General features: G+C 60.7%; 15 protein-coding genes. 8 read left to right on the top strand and 7 right to left on the bottom strand.

Annotation, left to right across the window (positions count from 1 at the left end; genetic code table 11):
• Positions 1-103: 103 nt before the first annotated feature.
• The 4 genes from ACR2TX_RS19900 (at position 104) to ACR2TX_RS19885 (ending at position 3,280) form a co-directional block, all read left to right on the top strand.
• On the top strand, positions 104-667 hold the full coding sequence (locus ACR2TX_RS19900) for a DUF1566 domain-containing protein (protein WP_210024166.1): 564 nt from the start codon (positions 104-106) through the stop codon (positions 665-667).
• Between the two features lie 11 nt (positions 668-678).
• The gene (locus ACR2TX_RS19895) at positions 679-1,470 is read left to right on the top strand and encodes a diguanylate cyclase domain-containing protein (protein ID WP_434112960.1); all 792 of its coding nucleotides are present in this window, start codon (positions 679-681) and stop codon (positions 1,468-1,470) included.
• A 347-nt stretch (positions 1,471-1,817) separates the two neighbouring features.
• Entirely contained in the window at positions 1,818-2,321 is a 504-nt protein-coding gene (locus ACR2TX_RS19890) for a hypothetical protein (protein WP_077732730.1), read from the top strand.
• A 164-nt stretch (positions 2,322-2,485) separates the two neighbouring features.
• Positions 2,486-3,280 (top strand): PEP-CTERM sorting domain-containing protein, encoded by a 795-nt coding sequence (locus ACR2TX_RS19885; protein WP_086132738.1) that lies wholly within the window; start codon positions 2,486-2,488, stop codon positions 3,278-3,280.
• Between the two features lie 219 nt (positions 3,281-3,499).
• On the opposite strand, the gene ACR2TX_RS19880 is transcribed toward ACR2TX_RS19885, so the two are convergent.
• From ACR2TX_RS19880 to ACR2TX_RS19865, 4 genes are all read right to left on the bottom strand, one after another.
• Positions 3,500-4,417, bottom strand: coding sequence for a TorF family putative porin (locus ACR2TX_RS19880; RefSeq protein WP_347258692.1), 918 nt, complete (start codon positions 4,415-4,417; stop codon positions 3,500-3,502).
• 118 nt (positions 4,418-4,535) lie between these two features.
• Positions 4,536-7,361, bottom strand: coding sequence for an ATP-binding protein (locus ACR2TX_RS19875; protein ID WP_434130584.1), 2,826 nt, complete (start codon positions 7,359-7,361; stop codon positions 4,536-4,538).
• A 54-nt stretch (positions 7,362-7,415) separates the two neighbouring features.
• Positions 7,416-8,135: a response regulator gene (locus tag ACR2TX_RS19870; RefSeq protein WP_347258694.1), complete on the bottom strand. Its 720-nt coding sequence runs from the start codon at positions 8,133-8,135 to the stop codon at positions 7,416-7,418.
• Positions 8,136-8,482: 347 nt separating this feature from the next.
• Positions 8,483-9,436: a DUF5765 domain-containing protein gene (locus ACR2TX_RS19865; protein WP_434130583.1), complete on the bottom strand. Its 954-nt coding sequence runs from the start codon at positions 9,434-9,436 to the stop codon at positions 8,483-8,485.
• A gap of 755 nt (positions 9,437-10,191) precedes the next feature.
• On the opposite strand from ACR2TX_RS19865, the gene ACR2TX_RS19860 reads away from it, so the two are divergent.
• Together ACR2TX_RS19860 and ACR2TX_RS19855 are read left to right on the top strand one after the other, a co-directional pair.
• On the top strand, positions 10,192-11,202 hold the full coding sequence (locus tag ACR2TX_RS19860; RefSeq protein WP_434130582.1) for a zinc-dependent alcohol dehydrogenase family protein: 1,011 nt from the start codon (positions 10,192-10,194) through the stop codon (positions 11,200-11,202).
• Positions 11,203-11,216: 14 nt separating this feature from the next.
• On the top strand, positions 11,217-11,909 hold the full coding sequence (locus ACR2TX_RS19855) for a type 1 glutamine amidotransferase domain-containing protein (RefSeq protein ID WP_156881929.1): 693 nt from the start codon (positions 11,217-11,219) through the stop codon (positions 11,907-11,909).
• Positions 11,910-12,008: 99 nt separating this feature from the next.
• On the opposite strand, the gene ACR2TX_RS19850 is transcribed toward ACR2TX_RS19855, so the two are convergent.
• From ACR2TX_RS19850 to ACR2TX_RS19840, 3 genes are all read right to left on the bottom strand, one after another.
• Positions 12,009-12,167 (bottom strand): hypothetical protein, encoded by a 159-nt coding sequence (locus ACR2TX_RS19850; protein ID WP_168183682.1) that lies wholly within the window; start codon positions 12,165-12,167, stop codon positions 12,009-12,011.
• A gap of 165 nt (positions 12,168-12,332) precedes the next feature.
• Positions 12,333-13,016: a protocatechuate 3,4-dioxygenase gene (locus ACR2TX_RS19845; RefSeq protein WP_086132744.1), complete on the bottom strand. Its 684-nt coding sequence runs from the start codon at positions 13,014-13,016 to the stop codon at positions 12,333-12,335.
• 188 nt (positions 13,017-13,204) lie between these two features.
• Entirely contained in the window at positions 13,205-13,582 is a 378-nt protein-coding gene (locus tag ACR2TX_RS19840) for a DUF1326 domain-containing protein (protein WP_434130581.1), read from the bottom strand.
• Between the two features lie 438 nt (positions 13,583-14,020).
• Here ACR2TX_RS19840 and ACR2TX_RS19835 point away from each other — a divergent pair, with 438 nt between their 5' ends.
• A complete protein-coding gene (locus ACR2TX_RS19835) occupies positions 14,021-14,563 on the top strand; it encodes an HdeD family acid-resistance protein (protein WP_434130580.1) in 543 nt (180 codons plus the stop codon).
• Between the two features lie 44 nt (positions 14,564-14,607).
• Positions 14,608-14,928 carry a hypothetical protein gene (locus ACR2TX_RS19830; protein WP_086132747.1) on the top strand — a complete coding sequence of 107 codons (321 nt, stop codon included), beginning with the start codon at positions 14,608-14,610 and terminating at the stop codon, positions 14,926-14,928.
• The last annotated feature ends 18 nt before the right edge of the window (positions 14,929-14,946 follow it).

Here is a 14,946-nt window from a genome sequence, read left to right as displayed (position 1 = left end):
CTTCCGGAAATCCTTCAGAAACAAACCCGCCTCATAGTGTTTCCCGAGCCCCCGGCATGGGGGCAAGTCATACACGTTATCAACCAACACGGGAGGCAGAACCATGAACAAAAGAACCTTCATCGTCGCCGCACTAGCCGCGGCCGTTTCCGGACAGGCGCAGGCGCTCGATCTGCGCGACTGGGGCAAGAAATACAACTCCGCATCCCAGCGCTTCGTGGTGCTGTCCGAGTTCAGCAATGCGGCGGTGCTGGACAAGGAGACTCAACTGGTCTGGTTCAGGACCTGGCCGAACGCCACGACCGAATGGAACTCCGCCCGCGACTCCTGCGCCAACAGCAGCGTCGGGGGACGCAAGGGCTGGCGGCTGCCTTATCTGCACGAACTGATGAGCCTGATCGATCCCAACGTCGTTCCGGCGGCGAACGGCGACACCAAGCTGCCGCAGGGACATCCCTTCGCGAATTCGGCGCCGCAAAACGGACTGGGCTATGTGCCCTACTGGACCGCCACCTGGGACAAGATTTCCGTGCTCAATGCCACCGGCGCGACGTACGCCCAAGTCTGGCGGGTCGATCTGGAAACCGGCAACACGAGCAAAGGCTCGCCGTATTCCGACTACCGCTTCGTTTGCGTGCGCAGCGGCGCGCCCCTGGCGGAATACTGAGCGGTCGGCGCGTGGGGAGTTCGAGCCTGTGCTCACTCGCGGGCCAGCCCTTCGGCATCCGCCCCGTGCGGGAAGTACTGGCCCGATTATCACAGATCGTGCCACTGCGGGTGGAACTGCCCGTCGAATGTTCTGCCAGCCTTGTCTCGTTGAAATTCTGCGGACTTCCGCTGGCGGAATTCATCGCCCGGCTGCTGGAGGACCGGCCCTATGCCTGGATCGTCGATCCCGAAGGCGGGCATTGCCTCATTCTCCCCGCACCCGCCGCAACCATGGCCCAATGGAGAAAGCTCCCCGTCACCCGCAAACCGCAATCTCGAGTCACCCATGAAACATCGGGCAAAAGTATTCTCGTCTCACGTCGACAAGCGGCCGGAGACCCTCTTCTCTGCCGAGATGTCCCGAGTCTTTCTCCGCGCCAGCGTCGCCTATTCGTCGGCTCAGGCACGGGGAGGGAACGGCTCCGTCCTTCCCTTTTCGATATGGGTGAAAAGGCTGGAAGGACGGTGATGCGCCGAAAGGCCTATAAGCATCACTACGGCCACGCCGGGGGCGACCGCCGCTTGCAGGAGATTGCCCCCGGCCAAGTCCCGGCGCGCCGGGGCGGCGAGGAATTCGCTGTTCCATTGCCGGAAACCGACCCCCAAGGGGCTCCGGAAGTCGCCGAGCAGTCGCGCAACCGGGTTGCTGGCTCGACCTTGCCCCATGCGGCCTTCCGAACCGCACCCATCGCCGCTGTCAGCTCCGCTCCGTATCGTTTGTCCGGAACGGCGCGGAACCTTCCGGAACTCGCCAGTCGCTAGAGCGTTTTCATCGCGCTCGTACGGCAAAACCAGCTTGGCGGACGTCGTTGGCGCCTTCGGCTCGGGTGAATGGATTCAAGCATTCGTAGGTCGGCAATCCTTTGCCGACGAAGCCGCTCGGCCGGGACGTGGCGTCGGGAAAGGATTCCCGACCTACTCGCGAGTGCCTGTACAGTAGATATGAAAATGCTCTAGCTACAACCCAGCCCGTCCGTTACAAATGAAACAAAAAAGACAGATTCGGAAATCAGTCAGAAACACTCTTCCTTCGTAATAAGCACCCATCCGCCGATGCAGAGGCGGATGGACATTCAAGCGTTAAACAAACTTTTGCGGAGGAGACATCCATGAAACTCACATTCAAGACCCTCGTTATGGCTTCCGCCCTGGCGGTCAACCTCGCGGCTTCGGGCAGCACGTACGCTTTCAGCCCGTCCGAGCTGGGAGACCGGCCCTGGGAACTCAATTTCGCCGTGGTCGACGTGCTCGCCGGAGCGCAGTCGGCGCGCTTGAACCTGGTGAACGTCACGGACAGGCCGGTTCAGTACCATGTCGTCGCCGTTTTACAAGATCCCGAAACCGGCCTCCCGCGTCGCCTCTTCGAAACCGACGGAACCGGCTTCCTGGAACCGGGCCAGAGCAAAAAGCAGGACTTCCACTTCCGACCCGGCATGACGCTGGACCGGCGCCAGGTGCGGATCGTGGTTTACACCGGCAATCCGGATGTGGCGAATGAAATAGGCGGGGCAAGCCCGGCGATAGCCGCCTCGATGACCCTGATCGACAGCTCGACCGGCAAGACGAGCGGCGTCTTCCTTCCCGCGGTCCAGCGCACACTGGTCGCTCCCTGAGGAACAAACCGGCATGGACGGCATCGGCTTCGTCGGCAAGGGATTGCCGACCTACTACCTATCCGATCCGCACCGCTAAAACCGCGGTTAAAAATACTTTAACGAGACGCGGATCCCGGTATTCGTCGCATCCACGGCAAAAGATTTCCATTGGAGCTCGTATCATGAACTACGGCAAATGTACCGAATCAGTCAGCTTATTCATCCGCCGGTTATCAGCCCCGGCTCTTCTAAGCGGCGCGATGCTGATTCCAGCGCCGGCGCAGGCTTTGATCATCGACAACTTCGAGCAGGGCGGCTTCAATCTCGTCGCCGACCAAAACAATAATCCCATCAGCATCGAAACTGGTTTGCCCACGTCCGATGTGCTCGGCGGCGTGCGCTGGGCCCAGGTGGTGCAGAACGGCGGGATCGGTACGGTCGGCATTACCCTCGATACCGGCAGTCCCGGCGATGACGGCGTGTATATCGACACGGTGGCGACACCCGACGCCAATCCCGGCGTGAGCGGCTATCTGCAGTTGACCTATGGCGGCGGGGTGGCCCTGCATGAGGACCTTACTGCCGACGGCGGAAGCTCGTTCCTGGTCACCGTGGGTGCCGTGACTCAATCCACAAACCTGGGCATCGCCTTGTATTCGCAGATCGGCTCGTCGATATTCGCCCAGTTCCTCAATCGAACGATAGCGGCCGCCGGCACGTACGATTTCGCCTTTTCCGATTTCAGCGCCGTTCCGGATGCCTTCAAGGACGTCGTGCGCCTGGATTTGTTCATCGGCAATTCGCTCGTGACGGACAAGGCCTTATATTCTCTCCTCGACTTCAGAACCAATGGCGGAGCCATCGAGACGACGGTTCCCGAGCCCGGCGTTCTGCCGCTTGTCGCGCTCGGCGCCGTGGGGATGGTGCTGAACCGGCGTCGCCGAGCCGCGGCTAGTGCATTTTCCGATTCAGTGTAGCGGAGCCAAGGCGTAGGTCGGCAATCCTTTGCCGACACACGACATCGGCAAGGGGCTTCGTCGGAAGGGTCGCGACTAAAGCGACCGTTTGCGATTGGGAAGGGATTGCCGACCTACGTTCTTCCCGCCCGACACGAAGCCGTACGCCGGGATGAAAAACGCTCTAAACAGACGGCGGCTTCGATAGGCCAGCGGAAATCGAAACCGCCTCGGATTGATTCATTCGTAGTACAGACTGATCGACCCGATGATTTCGTTCTCCTGCGCAACGCCGAAGCGGTTGTATCCGCCCAAGATGCCCGTCACGCCCAGGGACACCGGCAGATTGGGAACCAGGTAACTCAATTGCAGAATCACGTGGCCGAAGGTATTGCTGACGGGCAATTTGCCCGGATAGCAGCCGGTCACGTTCATGGCGCTGTCCGGAGGGCAATCGGTCTTCAAATAGGTGTCCCGCGTCCCGTAAAACTTCCCTTCGCGGCGGAAGCTGAACCAGCCGAGGGTGGCGTTGAAGTTCAGATTCCAGGGCAGAACCCGGCGATAGTTGAGAGTCCAGTAGGTGTCGCCCGCGTTGCCCAGAAGGGAATCGTTCATCAGGGTTTGCGAAAACAGGCTGAAGTCGCCGTACCCGATGCCGACCCTGCTTTCCAGGGTCTCGGCGTGGCGGCTGTTGGTGTAAAGATACCCGGTCAATCCCGCTGTGATCGTGAAATCGCCCAGCGGCAGTTGATAGCCGCCGTAAATATCGTGCTCTATCGATTTCTTGTCGTCGAATACGCTGATGCTCCGGTTCGAGTAGGCCTGACCCAGGCGCAGATAGGAATAGTTGATCATGGAGCCGAAGTAGCCCAGATACCATCCGGAAGCGAATTTCAAATCGGCGCCCCATTGCAAGACCGGATCTTCGGATTCCGGCGCATCGGCGGACGCGTTGCCCAAAGGCTCTCCGTTGAAGTAAGTCGTGGTGATGCCGCGAACGACGTAACTCGACACCAGATCGACATGGGCACTCAGGTTGTAGAGCGGGGGCGTGCCGGAGGGAAGATCGCCTGCGACCGCCGACAGCGCCGGCAGCAGTCCGAGAACAGCAAGACACGCCAGGCGCATTTCCGGATAGGGGGAAATCGAATGAAGCATCGGATGTCTTCTTGTTTTTTTGGATCGAGCGGGTCGAGCCGGTCGTCGGTTGCCCGAGATCGCAGGCCGCTCGCCCGGGGCTCACCGAAGGGTTTCGAGAGCCTATCAGGATCGGTTCTTATCGGATCGTGCCTCCGCCGTTCTCCACCTGCGCGACCTTCTGACGCACGTCCTTCGGCACGAAGGGTTTTTCGATGACCGGACAGCGGGCGGCGTCCAGGAATACCTGCACGTTAGGGCTCAAGCTGTCGCCGGTGACGAAAATGACCTTCCGCGCCAGTTCCGGCCAGCGCCGCTCGATCTCCCGGTACAGCGCCGGGCCGTCCATCTCCGGCATCCGGAGATCGCTCAGAATCGCCGCATACCCGCCGTTATTGCCCAGCAGGCGCAAGGCCTCCCGACCGCTCGCCGCGACGTCGATGCCGTGCCGGTCGCTCGCCAGGATGTCCGCCAGCAAAGCGCTCACCTCCGGTTCGTCGTCGACGATCAGGATGCGTCCGCGTCCGCTCTCCGGCGGCTCCGGCGCCGCCGTGTCGGCTTCGACCGTATCCGCCGCCTGCACCGGCAGCCGCACGGTGAACACCGCCCCGCCCGCGGGCGGACAGGTGGCGCTCAGGCTCCCGCCATGGGCTTCGACGATGCCGAGACTGACCGCCAAGCCCACCCCGGTACCGCTGCCGACCGGCTTGGTGGTGAAGTAGGGATCGAAGATCCGCGAGCGAATGGCTTCCGGGATGCCGGGACCGTTGTCAGCCACCTCCACCCAAAGGGCGTTCGCCGCCGGGTCGTGGCCCGAGCGGATCCACAGGCGGCGGGGCTCGGGCTGGTCGGCCAGGGCCTGCTGCGCGTTGATGAGGAGGTTGATGAACACCTGGTGCAGCTGGTCGGCATCGGCGGCGATCTCCGGCAGGTCCTTCGCCAGGTCGGTGACGACCTCGACGCCGCCTGTGCGCAGGCTATAGCTCAGGATTTCCAGGGAATCCTCGATAACCCGGTTGAGCCGAACCGCCGTGTGCTGCGGCGTGTGCTGGCGGGCCATCGCGAGAAACGTCTTGACGATGCGGGCGCAGCGCTCGGCGGCGGCGCGGATTTTCCCGGCGGCCGCCACCGTGGTTTCGTTTCCTGCCTCTTCCTCCAGCATGATGGCCCGCCCCACCACGATGGAGAGGGGATTGTTGAGTTCATGCGCCACCCCGGCCAGGAGCGAACCCATCGCCGCGAGCTTTTCCCGCTGATAGAGCGTGTCGCGCTGACGGGCGATCTCGGCTTCCGCCTTGACGGCCTCGGTGATGTCGCGGGCATTGACGACTATTCCTTCCACCGAGGGATTGTCGAGCTGATTGGTGCCCGTGGCTTCGAACACCCGCCACTCGCCGTTGGCATGCCGGACCCGGTATTCGAGGCGCTCGATGGGGGCGCCGGGGTTCTCGATCGCGGCCCGATACGCGTGTTCCACTCCCGCGGCGTCCTCCGGGTGCACGATCTCGAAGATGCTCCTGCCGACGTAATGCGCCGGGGGAAGATTCAACACCGCGGCGACCGAGGGGCTCACGTAACGGATGATGCCCTCGGCATCGACCACGCTGATGATGTCGGCGGCATGCTCGATCAGGGCGCGAAAGCGCTCCTTTTCCCGGCGCACCGCGATGTCCCGCTCCGAGACCTTAGCCACCATGTGATTGAACGCATTGGCCAGTTGACCAATTTCGTTGCGCGGATTTTCCCGCCCGCCCAGGTTCGCGACGGGCGCCTGCCCGGAAGCCACGCTGCGGGTGGCAGCGAGCAGCCGGTTCAGGGGCTGGGCGATTTGGCGGCGCAAAATCGCGGTCAAAATCAGGAGCAGAAACGCGAGTGACGAGATGCCGCTCCAGAACACCCATTGCGCCGAGCGAAACGCCTGGGCGCGGACCAAGGCGCCCGGCAGGGTCGAGGCGAAATACCAGCCGGTGCTGGGCAATCGGCTGATCGCGTAGTATTCGTCGATTTCAGGGGCCAAGCCGGAACGCGGCAGCTCCGCGCTCTCCGTCGCCAAGCGCAAGAGCGCGTTCAGCCGCGGGTCCTGGGCGTCGCGAATGTTGAATCCTTCGAAGCTTTCCGAGATCTGGACCATGTATGACGGATCGATGATCAGCCGTCCGTCGCCGCGGAACACGGTATGGGTGGCGCCGGCAATGTCCGACTGGCGAATGCTGGCCTCCAGTTCGTCGAGAATCTCATCGGTGCCGATGTTGGCGATATGCTCGTCGCCCACGTACACGGGGGTTACCCCCGGCACCAGAATCTTCTTATAGGCCGGCTCATAGTAGGTGCCTCCCCAAACCGTTTTGCGCTCGGGATTGTGCGCCGCATCGGCCAGATAAAAATACTCGCGTTGATCCAGCGCATAGTCCGCCGGCGTGTCGTAGGCCCAGCGCACGTGTCCTGAGCGTTCGGGATCGTCGTAGCCCATGTCGGAGGGTTGGCTGGGATGCATGAAGTAGAAGTTGGCGAATTGACTGGTGAAGGTTCCCTTATATTTTTCGGACAGATCGAAAAACAGCATCCAGCGTCGCTTGAACTCCGTATCGGGCTGCACCCGGCGATGGATCCAGCCGGTGGAATAACGTTCCACGTCGGAGAACTTCTCGCTGTTGCGCATCGCGCCGTCCGGATACCGGCTCATCAGCTCATCGAACCGATGTTCGAAATCGGGGGAGGGCGGTGCGGAATAGCGTTCCACGAAATCCCGGCGCACGACCTCGTGCAATCCCTTGAGAAACGCGAAATGGGATTCGTGATAGCGCGCCCGCTGGACGCCGTAGTCGGTCAGCCGCGCCAGAGCGCTCTGCTCGATTTCCCGGTACAGCAAGTGGTATGTGACCGCCGTGGACAGGGCGATGATGGCTGTCACCCCGGCGGCGATCCGGTACAGCGTAGCCCGAGTAAGCGATGTGGAGATGCCCATGATGTCGATTGATGTCGCTGGAGTGCCGGAGTTGAACGGGAATGGCCGGTCGAATCATTCGCCGTCGGGAACGAAACGGTAACCCACGCCTCGAACCGTTTTGATGAAGCGCGGATGCTCCGGATTCGGTTCTATCTTCTTGCGCACCCGCGTCACGCAAATGTCGACGCTGCGGTCGAACGGGTCCCACGACCGCCGCTGGGTCAGATCGAGGATCTGGTCGCGCGACAGCACTCTATTGGGATGGGTTGCGAACACCTTCAACAGGTCGAACTCCCCGTTGGTGATCGGCAGTTCCCGGCCGCTCTCGTTCAGCAGGCGATGGCTTTCCAGGTCGAGTTGGCAGCAGCCGAACCGCAAGAGTTGCGCCGGTCTTGCTGCTATGGCCTGATCCGGTTCCGCCGCCGAAGTTATGGTGCGTCGGAGGACGCTTTTGATCCGTGCCAAGAGCTCGCGGGGATCGCACGGTTTGGCGAGGTAGTCGTCGGCCCCGATTTCAAGGCCGACGACTCGATCCGTTACCGAATCGGCAGCAGTGAGCATGATCACCGCCGTCGTCCGGTTTTCCCGAATATGGCGGGCAAGGCTGAGCCCGTCTTCGCCCGGCATCGTGATGTCCAATACCGCGAGATCGATGGCTTCCCTTCGGAGAACTTCGCGCGCCTTCAGGGCCGACTCGGCCTGCCAAACCCGAAACCCGTGCTTGCCGAGATACTCGGCAAGCATCTCGCGAATGCATGGCTCATCGTCCACGACCAAAATATTGGCATTCATATTTTCAACTCCGCTTACCCCCCAGATTCGACGGAGATCGACCATCGGCTGAACTGTCCCGGCGCCGAGAGTTCGTAATAATTATATTAATCAGGTCCGTAAATACGCTCCCGGTATTTACGGGCCGACGCCAAGGCCGGTCGCTTAGGCGTGGCTCGCGCGGCTTGTGGCCGCGCCTGGGCATCCCTGCCCCGGATTAGCCCGGCCTGATTTAGAGGCCGGGTTAATAAAGAGCGTGTCGCATCAAATCCGCTCATGTTAGCGCATAAGCCGACAAGCGATATCAACGATCGATTGGAAAGATACGGCGCTCACTGAATTTGGTCGGCTAGTGTCAATGCCGGAGGTTAAGCTACCCGTTGGTTCCGGTCAGTCATTTTTTGCTTGCGTAGAATTAGCGGCCCGGCCTTTTCATTGTTCGAGGCCGAAGCCGGGATGAGGGTGTCGCGGTTTTCAGCAGAGGGCTTTTCCATACACAGCCGGTATCCGGGCCATCGCTCCACGCGCAGCAGGCGGCGCAGCGGCGTCTTGATCACGGAGACGCACAAGGCGATGGACAGCAGACACCACACGGCGGCATGTTCGTTGGGATGGCGCGTCAGAATGTCGGCCAGCAAAGGACCCACGACGAGATGAAGAGCGACGAGTCGCCATGATCCGTAAAGGAAAGGCAGAAAAAAACTCACTGCGAAATAGGAAAAACCGTGCAGGCCGAACTGAAACGGGATGAGGTTATCGGGATAAATCGACATCAGGCCGTTAAGAGGAAGCTGCCAGGCTATGTGCCAGTCGCCGGACAGGGAACACACCTCGGGCCCGCAAAATCCCTCGTATCCTCGGATGCAGGTTCTCGCCCAGGAAAAGGGATACATCTTGAGCAGCATCGCCGCGCTGGCGAGTCCGCACAACGAATAGACCATCCCGCCGATTCGCCGCTTCACCGGGGCAGGAATGAAGTACAGCGCGACCATGTTGACGAAGAAGGGTTGAAACGTGATGTGCAGATAACCCAGCCAGGTCAGCAGCTGGTTCTGCGGGGTATCGCACTGATCGATGTAGACGTAGGTCGCGGCCTGCAACAATTCCATGCAGGCAAAATAAGTCAGGGGCAACCACAGTTCCCGTGTTTCCCCTTTGTAGGCCAAGTAGCTTGCCGTCGCAAAACCGCCTGTCGCTAACATGGCCGAAGCTTCGCCGCTCCAACACATGAGGAGATCCCCCCAAACTTGATTCAAAAGCTTGAAAGTGAACACCAAAACGATACGCCAACAGGATTTCGCGCATTCTGTCGACTGGATCATCTATGTTGACGCCGCGGAAAGCGAATGTACGGTTCTTCCCGTTGATGTCAATAGTTTGTGATATTGCGGCGCAGCGCGTCCGTTGATCGGGGGGGGGGGGGGGCCGAATGAGTCGACGGGAAGGCCCGACTCTCTGATTGTCGCCAGTGTTGCTGACACTCGGCCAAAACCGTGGTCAGACCATTAAGAGATGTGCTCGCGCGAACCGGATAAGATCGGATTCGGCCGGGGCGGGGACACCGACCCTAGATCCTAATTCCGTTCGGCATTCGAGTGAACATTCATCGTAGGATGGGTAGAGCGAAGCGAAACCCATCGATGGCGGGTTAGCCCCTAGAGCGTTTTCATCGCGCTCGTACGGCAAAACCAGTTTGGCGGACGTCGTTGGCGCCTTCGGCTCGGGTGAATGGATTCAAGCATTCGTAGGTCGGCAATCCTTTCCCAATCGCAAACGGTCGCTTTAGTCGCGACCCTTCCGACGAAGACGCTCGGCCGGGACGTGGCGTCGGGAAGGATTCCCGACCTACTCGCGAGTGCCCGTACAGTAGATATGAAAATGCTTTAGTCTCCGCTCGGGACAGGCTCCGCCTAACCCACCGATGGAAGGCCGCTCGGCGGGTTACGGCGCAAGCGAAGGGCAGTGATCGGCGGTCGGTCAGTGCTGATGTGCGCCTAACCCACCCTACGACAATGAATTCCGGATTGAAGGCGATTTGGAATAACACCAGGGTATAGTTTGAATCAGGAGACGACTCATGAAGGTCTACGAACTGCAAGGCGGCTTCGGCATCGATTCATTGGCTCTTGTCGAGCGGCCGATGCCTCGGCCCGCCGCGGGGCAGGTGCTTCTGAAAATGAGGGCGTGGTCGCTCAACTACCGCGACCTGATGCTGGTCAACGGAAGCTATAACCCGAATCTCCGTTTGCCGATGACGCCGCTCTCGGACGGCGTCGGCGAGGTGGTCGACGTCGGCCCGGGCGTATCGCGCCTAAAGCCGGGGGAGCGGGTCGCGGGCATCTTCATGCCCAAGTGGCTGGACGGCGAATTGACCGAAGAGAAAACCAAGAGCGCGCTGGGCGGCGGTGATACCGGCATGGCGGCGGAGTACGTCGTGCTCGACGCGGAAGGCGTCGTTCCGGTTCCGGACCATCTCACGGACGAAGAGGCCGCAACCTTGCCTTGTGCCGCAGTGACCGCCTGGCATGCGCTGGTCGCCTCGGGCCGGGTCAAGGCGGGGGATACGGTGCTGACGTTGGGCACCGGCGGCGTCTCATTATTCGCGTTGCAGTTCGCGAAGCTGTCCGGAGCGCGAGTGATCGCCACGTCCAGCAGTGACGAAAAACTTGCGCGAGCGCTCGATCTCGGCGCTTTGGAAGGCATCAACTACAAGAACACGCCCGAATGGGGCCGATTCGTGCGCGAACTCACCGACGGCGTTGGCGTCGATCATGTCGTCGAGGTCGGCGGCGCCGGCACCCTCGGCCAATCGCTCCGAGCCGTGCGCATGGGCGGGCGTATCAGCCTGATCGGCGTTCTGTCCGGCGGCGGCCAGGTCGATCCCACGCCCATTCTGATGAAGAACATGTGCGTGCAAGGCATCTTCGTCGGCAGTCGAGCGATGTTCGAGGCCATGAACGAGGCCATCGCGCAGCACCGGATGCGGCCCGTGGTGGACCGCGTGTTTCGGTTCGGCGAGTTGCCCGATGCCCTTCGCCACATGGAGCGGGGCGCCCACTTCGGCAAGATCGCCTTGGCCGTAAGCTGAATGGAGAAACGACGATGAACATCCTGATGGTATTGACCTCACACGATAGGCTCGGCACGACGGGCGAGAGAACCGGATTCTGGCTGGAAGAATTCGCCGCGCCGTACTACGTCTTCAGCGATGCCGGCGTAGACATTGTTCTGGCTTCGCCCGAGGGCGGGCAGCCGCCGGTGGACCCCAAAAGCTTTCATCCGGATGCGCAAACCGAGTCGATCATGCGCTTCAACCAGGACCCGGCCGCGAAAGTCGCGCTAGCCCACACCGTCAAGCTGTCGCTAGTCTCGGATGCCGATTACGATGCCGTGTTCTATCCCGGCGGCCACGGCCCCATGTGGGATCTCGCCGAAGATCCGGATTCCATCGCATTGATCGAAGCCGTGTACGCGGCCGGCAAGCCCGTGGCCGCGGTGTGCCACGGACCGGGCGCGTTCCGCCATGCAAAGACCGCGGACGGTTCTCCCCTGGTGAGAGGAAAGTCGGTCACCGGCTTCGCCAACACCGAGGAGGAAGAAATCGGGCTTACCGAGGTGGTTCCGTTCCTGGTGGAAGACATGTTGCGCGAAAATGGCGGCAACTATTCGAAAGCCGAGAACTGGAAACCACATGTGGTGACCGACGGCCATTTGATTACCGGGCAGAACCCGGCCTCATCGGAAGGTGCCGCGCGAGCGCTGTTGAGGCAATTCAAAGCGACGACGCATGGCTGAGCGCCGGAGGCGTGATTCGCCCAAGAAAAAGCCCGGAATCGGTTCCGGGCTTTTATATTCCGCCTTTTCGGCTTCAGGGTTTTCTCTCAAAAAAGCGGCTCAATGTCTCTTCTCGGCGGCGTCGTTCTCGTGTTCAGCCTTCTCTTCCTCGATCTTCTTCAAAATCTCCCGTATCTCTTCGTCGTCGAGTCCGCTCAGTCCCGCGAGTTCGTTCAGCAGAAAGTCTTCGTAACTATTGGTTGGGTTATCCTTAGGCATAAAAAGTCTCCGAAAGGGTTAGCCCTTCCCCTTTGACTTGCGCCAATTCGAAAAGAGCCCGATCCGGCACTCTTTTTTTGACATTTGTTTTGGCCGAGCGGCATACGGCCAAAAGAAGAGGAGAAAGAAGCCGGAGTAGGTCGGCAATTCTTTGCCGACGCCCTGCTAGTCTTCCAAGGGGGCTTCCGGAGTTTTCCCGATCACGATGTCAAAACGTGCTGTCAGTCCCCCGATCCGCGAATCGGCGGCCGGCGTGAAATCGACCAGGACCGATTCGCGAGCCGCCTTGTCCCGGATGCCTTTGAGAACGAAGTCCTGTTCATTCAACGGATGGCCCTTGACGTACAGCTGCGTGGTCAGCATCCGCTGCCCGCCTTTGTTGACGATGACGTGAATGTGCGGCGTGCGCTGGACGCCGGCGGCATAAGGCACGGGTTTGATGGTGCGGAAGTAGTACTCGCCGCCTGGACCGGTCAGGCATCGCCCGAAGCCCTGGAAATTCTCGTCGCGCCGTTCACGATTGGGACTCGCGGTGTGCAAGTAAATGCCCTGATGATCCACCTGCCAGATTTCGACGATGGCATTGGGAACGGGCTCTCCGGCCGGGCCGAGAATCCGTCCCGTGAGATGCGTCACGTCCCCGGCTGCCGGCGTGACGGAGTCGTTCACGATCAGAAGGTCGTTGTCGGTGTCCGGCGGGAGCCGGTTCGGATAAAAAGGACCCTGGGTTTGCCGCGGCGTTCGAGTCGGTTCCGCGGCAAACGCGCCGCCTACGGTAAACATTCCGGCAGTCAAGGCAAGGCATTGCAGCAACAGCCGGCGGGCTAGGCTTGGATGTTCGGCTCTCATGAATCGCCGCCTTAGGAAAGATCGATTGCTTAGGTTTTGGACCGGGTCATCACCCGCGGCGTTCACCGGAAGACTCCGAGTTCAGCGAGATGGGGAAGAGAAACGGATTGCGACGTCTCGTCCTCTCGTTCCCACGCTGCGCCGGCTGGCTGGGGTCCGGCGGAGTCCGAGGGGACCGGAAGAGGGAGCTAGACAGGACCGGTCCAGTTCCACCTAAAGCCGAAGGCGTCCACTTCGTTATCCGAGGCCCGCGCCCAGGTGGCGATCTGGCCGGGGCCCACCTCCGACCCGGGCGCATTGTGGAGCTGCACCCTAGCGCCAGCGGGCGTGGTCGGACCCGAGAGCGCCTCGGCAAATGCCTTCGCCCGCCCGGGAATCTCGGCCCGCCAGTAAGCGAGGTCGTCGAGCCGGACGCTTCCGAAGGCACCTTCACGGATGTGGTAAGCCATGATGCCTTCGCAGTGGTTACCCGTCGGCGCCTGGGCGAAGGTACAAGGACAGGGAACGTTGCAGCTACAGGCGTCGAACCAATCACCCTTCATCCACCAGTTTGGAATCTCCGTCATTTCGATACGCCTCCTTTGATCTCGTAGATAGCCCGTCTGCCGGACCGCCCGGCGTTGAGCCACTGCCCGCCGGAGCCTTCGATATGCGTTTGGACTCTATCCTCTGCGGGCTTGTTCTCTTTCTTCTCAGTGCCGTGATTTCAAGCCTAGTCGGATAGTCAACTTGGCGCTCATAACACCAAAATGCCGCTGGGCTTCCCAAGCCGCCTGTCCTTTCGTCCCCACCGCTGCATGTGGACGCCGGTGAGGCGAGCCAGCCAGCTCCACGGAGCTCGTAGCAACCGGGAATAGACACAATTTGAACAAAAACGATTCCAGATCGTCATTGTCCATAAATGGGCTTCGATATTTCGATATAAGGACATATCTTATGCGCCTCTCATCCTTACGGTCCTCTTCGACTGCTTCGCGCGCGGGAATGGATGGTGTGCGGGAACATTGGAAGGGGGGGCTCGTACTTGGCATCGGTTGATCCTTCTAGGCGTGGCTGCGATCTTCTTTCCGTTCGTCGCCACTCTGGCGACGGAACTGACGATCGCCTGGATTCTGGTCTTCTCCGGCATCGCGCAGGGCCTCCATGCCTTTCGCCTGCGACACCGGGTCGGCTTTTGGCCGTCACTCTTAAGTGGTCTGCTCACCCTTGCGGTCGGCCAGTTACTGATCTTGTTCCCCATGAGCGGCATCCCGTCGATCACATTCCTGATCGCGATACTCTTTCTGGCCAACGGCGCTTTTCGTATCGCCCAAGCGCTCCGGCTGCGCCCCTTGGAACATTGGGGTTTGCCGCTCGCCGGAGGAGTCCTCTCGATGCTGCTCGGGCTCCTGGTCATTGCCCAATGGCCGGCCGCTGCCATTTGGTTATTGGGCCTTTTAGTGGGCATCGACCTGATGTTTTCCGGCTGGATGTTGCTTTGGCTGTCGCTGACCGATGGCTTACCGCATCGGCTCTGGCCGATGCGGTGCACGGAGCGCCTAGCCTGAACCACCTGATGACAGAGAAACCCCCTTCCTGATAGAGGCCACAAATGACTTTTGATGAGGACACCATTCAAACCATCTGGGAGAAAGGTCGCGTCATGCAGGATCACGACGCCACCCAATGGCGCAAGGACGAATGCGGTGCCTGGATATACCGAGAGCATTACGGCGTCACGGATACCGAATTCGGCTGGAAAATCGAGAAAGTCATGCCCGATGTGTCGGAGCGCGCAGACAGCTTTCGCCCCTTCCATCACCGCAACAGTTACAACATTGCCAATGGCGCGCCGCATTGCCACGTCACTGCCGATCGAATTGAATTGGCACCGATGGAACATATCGATAGGCCGCGCAATAGGGAGCTTTAGATCCGAGGCGCGGGCAGC

The sequence above is a fragment of the Methylocaldum sp. GT1BB genome, assembly GCF_051027545.1.
In the GTDB taxonomy this organism is placed as follows: domain Bacteria; phylum Pseudomonadota; class Gammaproteobacteria; order Methylococcales; family Methylococcaceae; genus Methylocaldum.
Note: the sequence above shows the minus strand (reverse complement) of the source record. Positions and strands in the feature narration are given on the sequence as shown.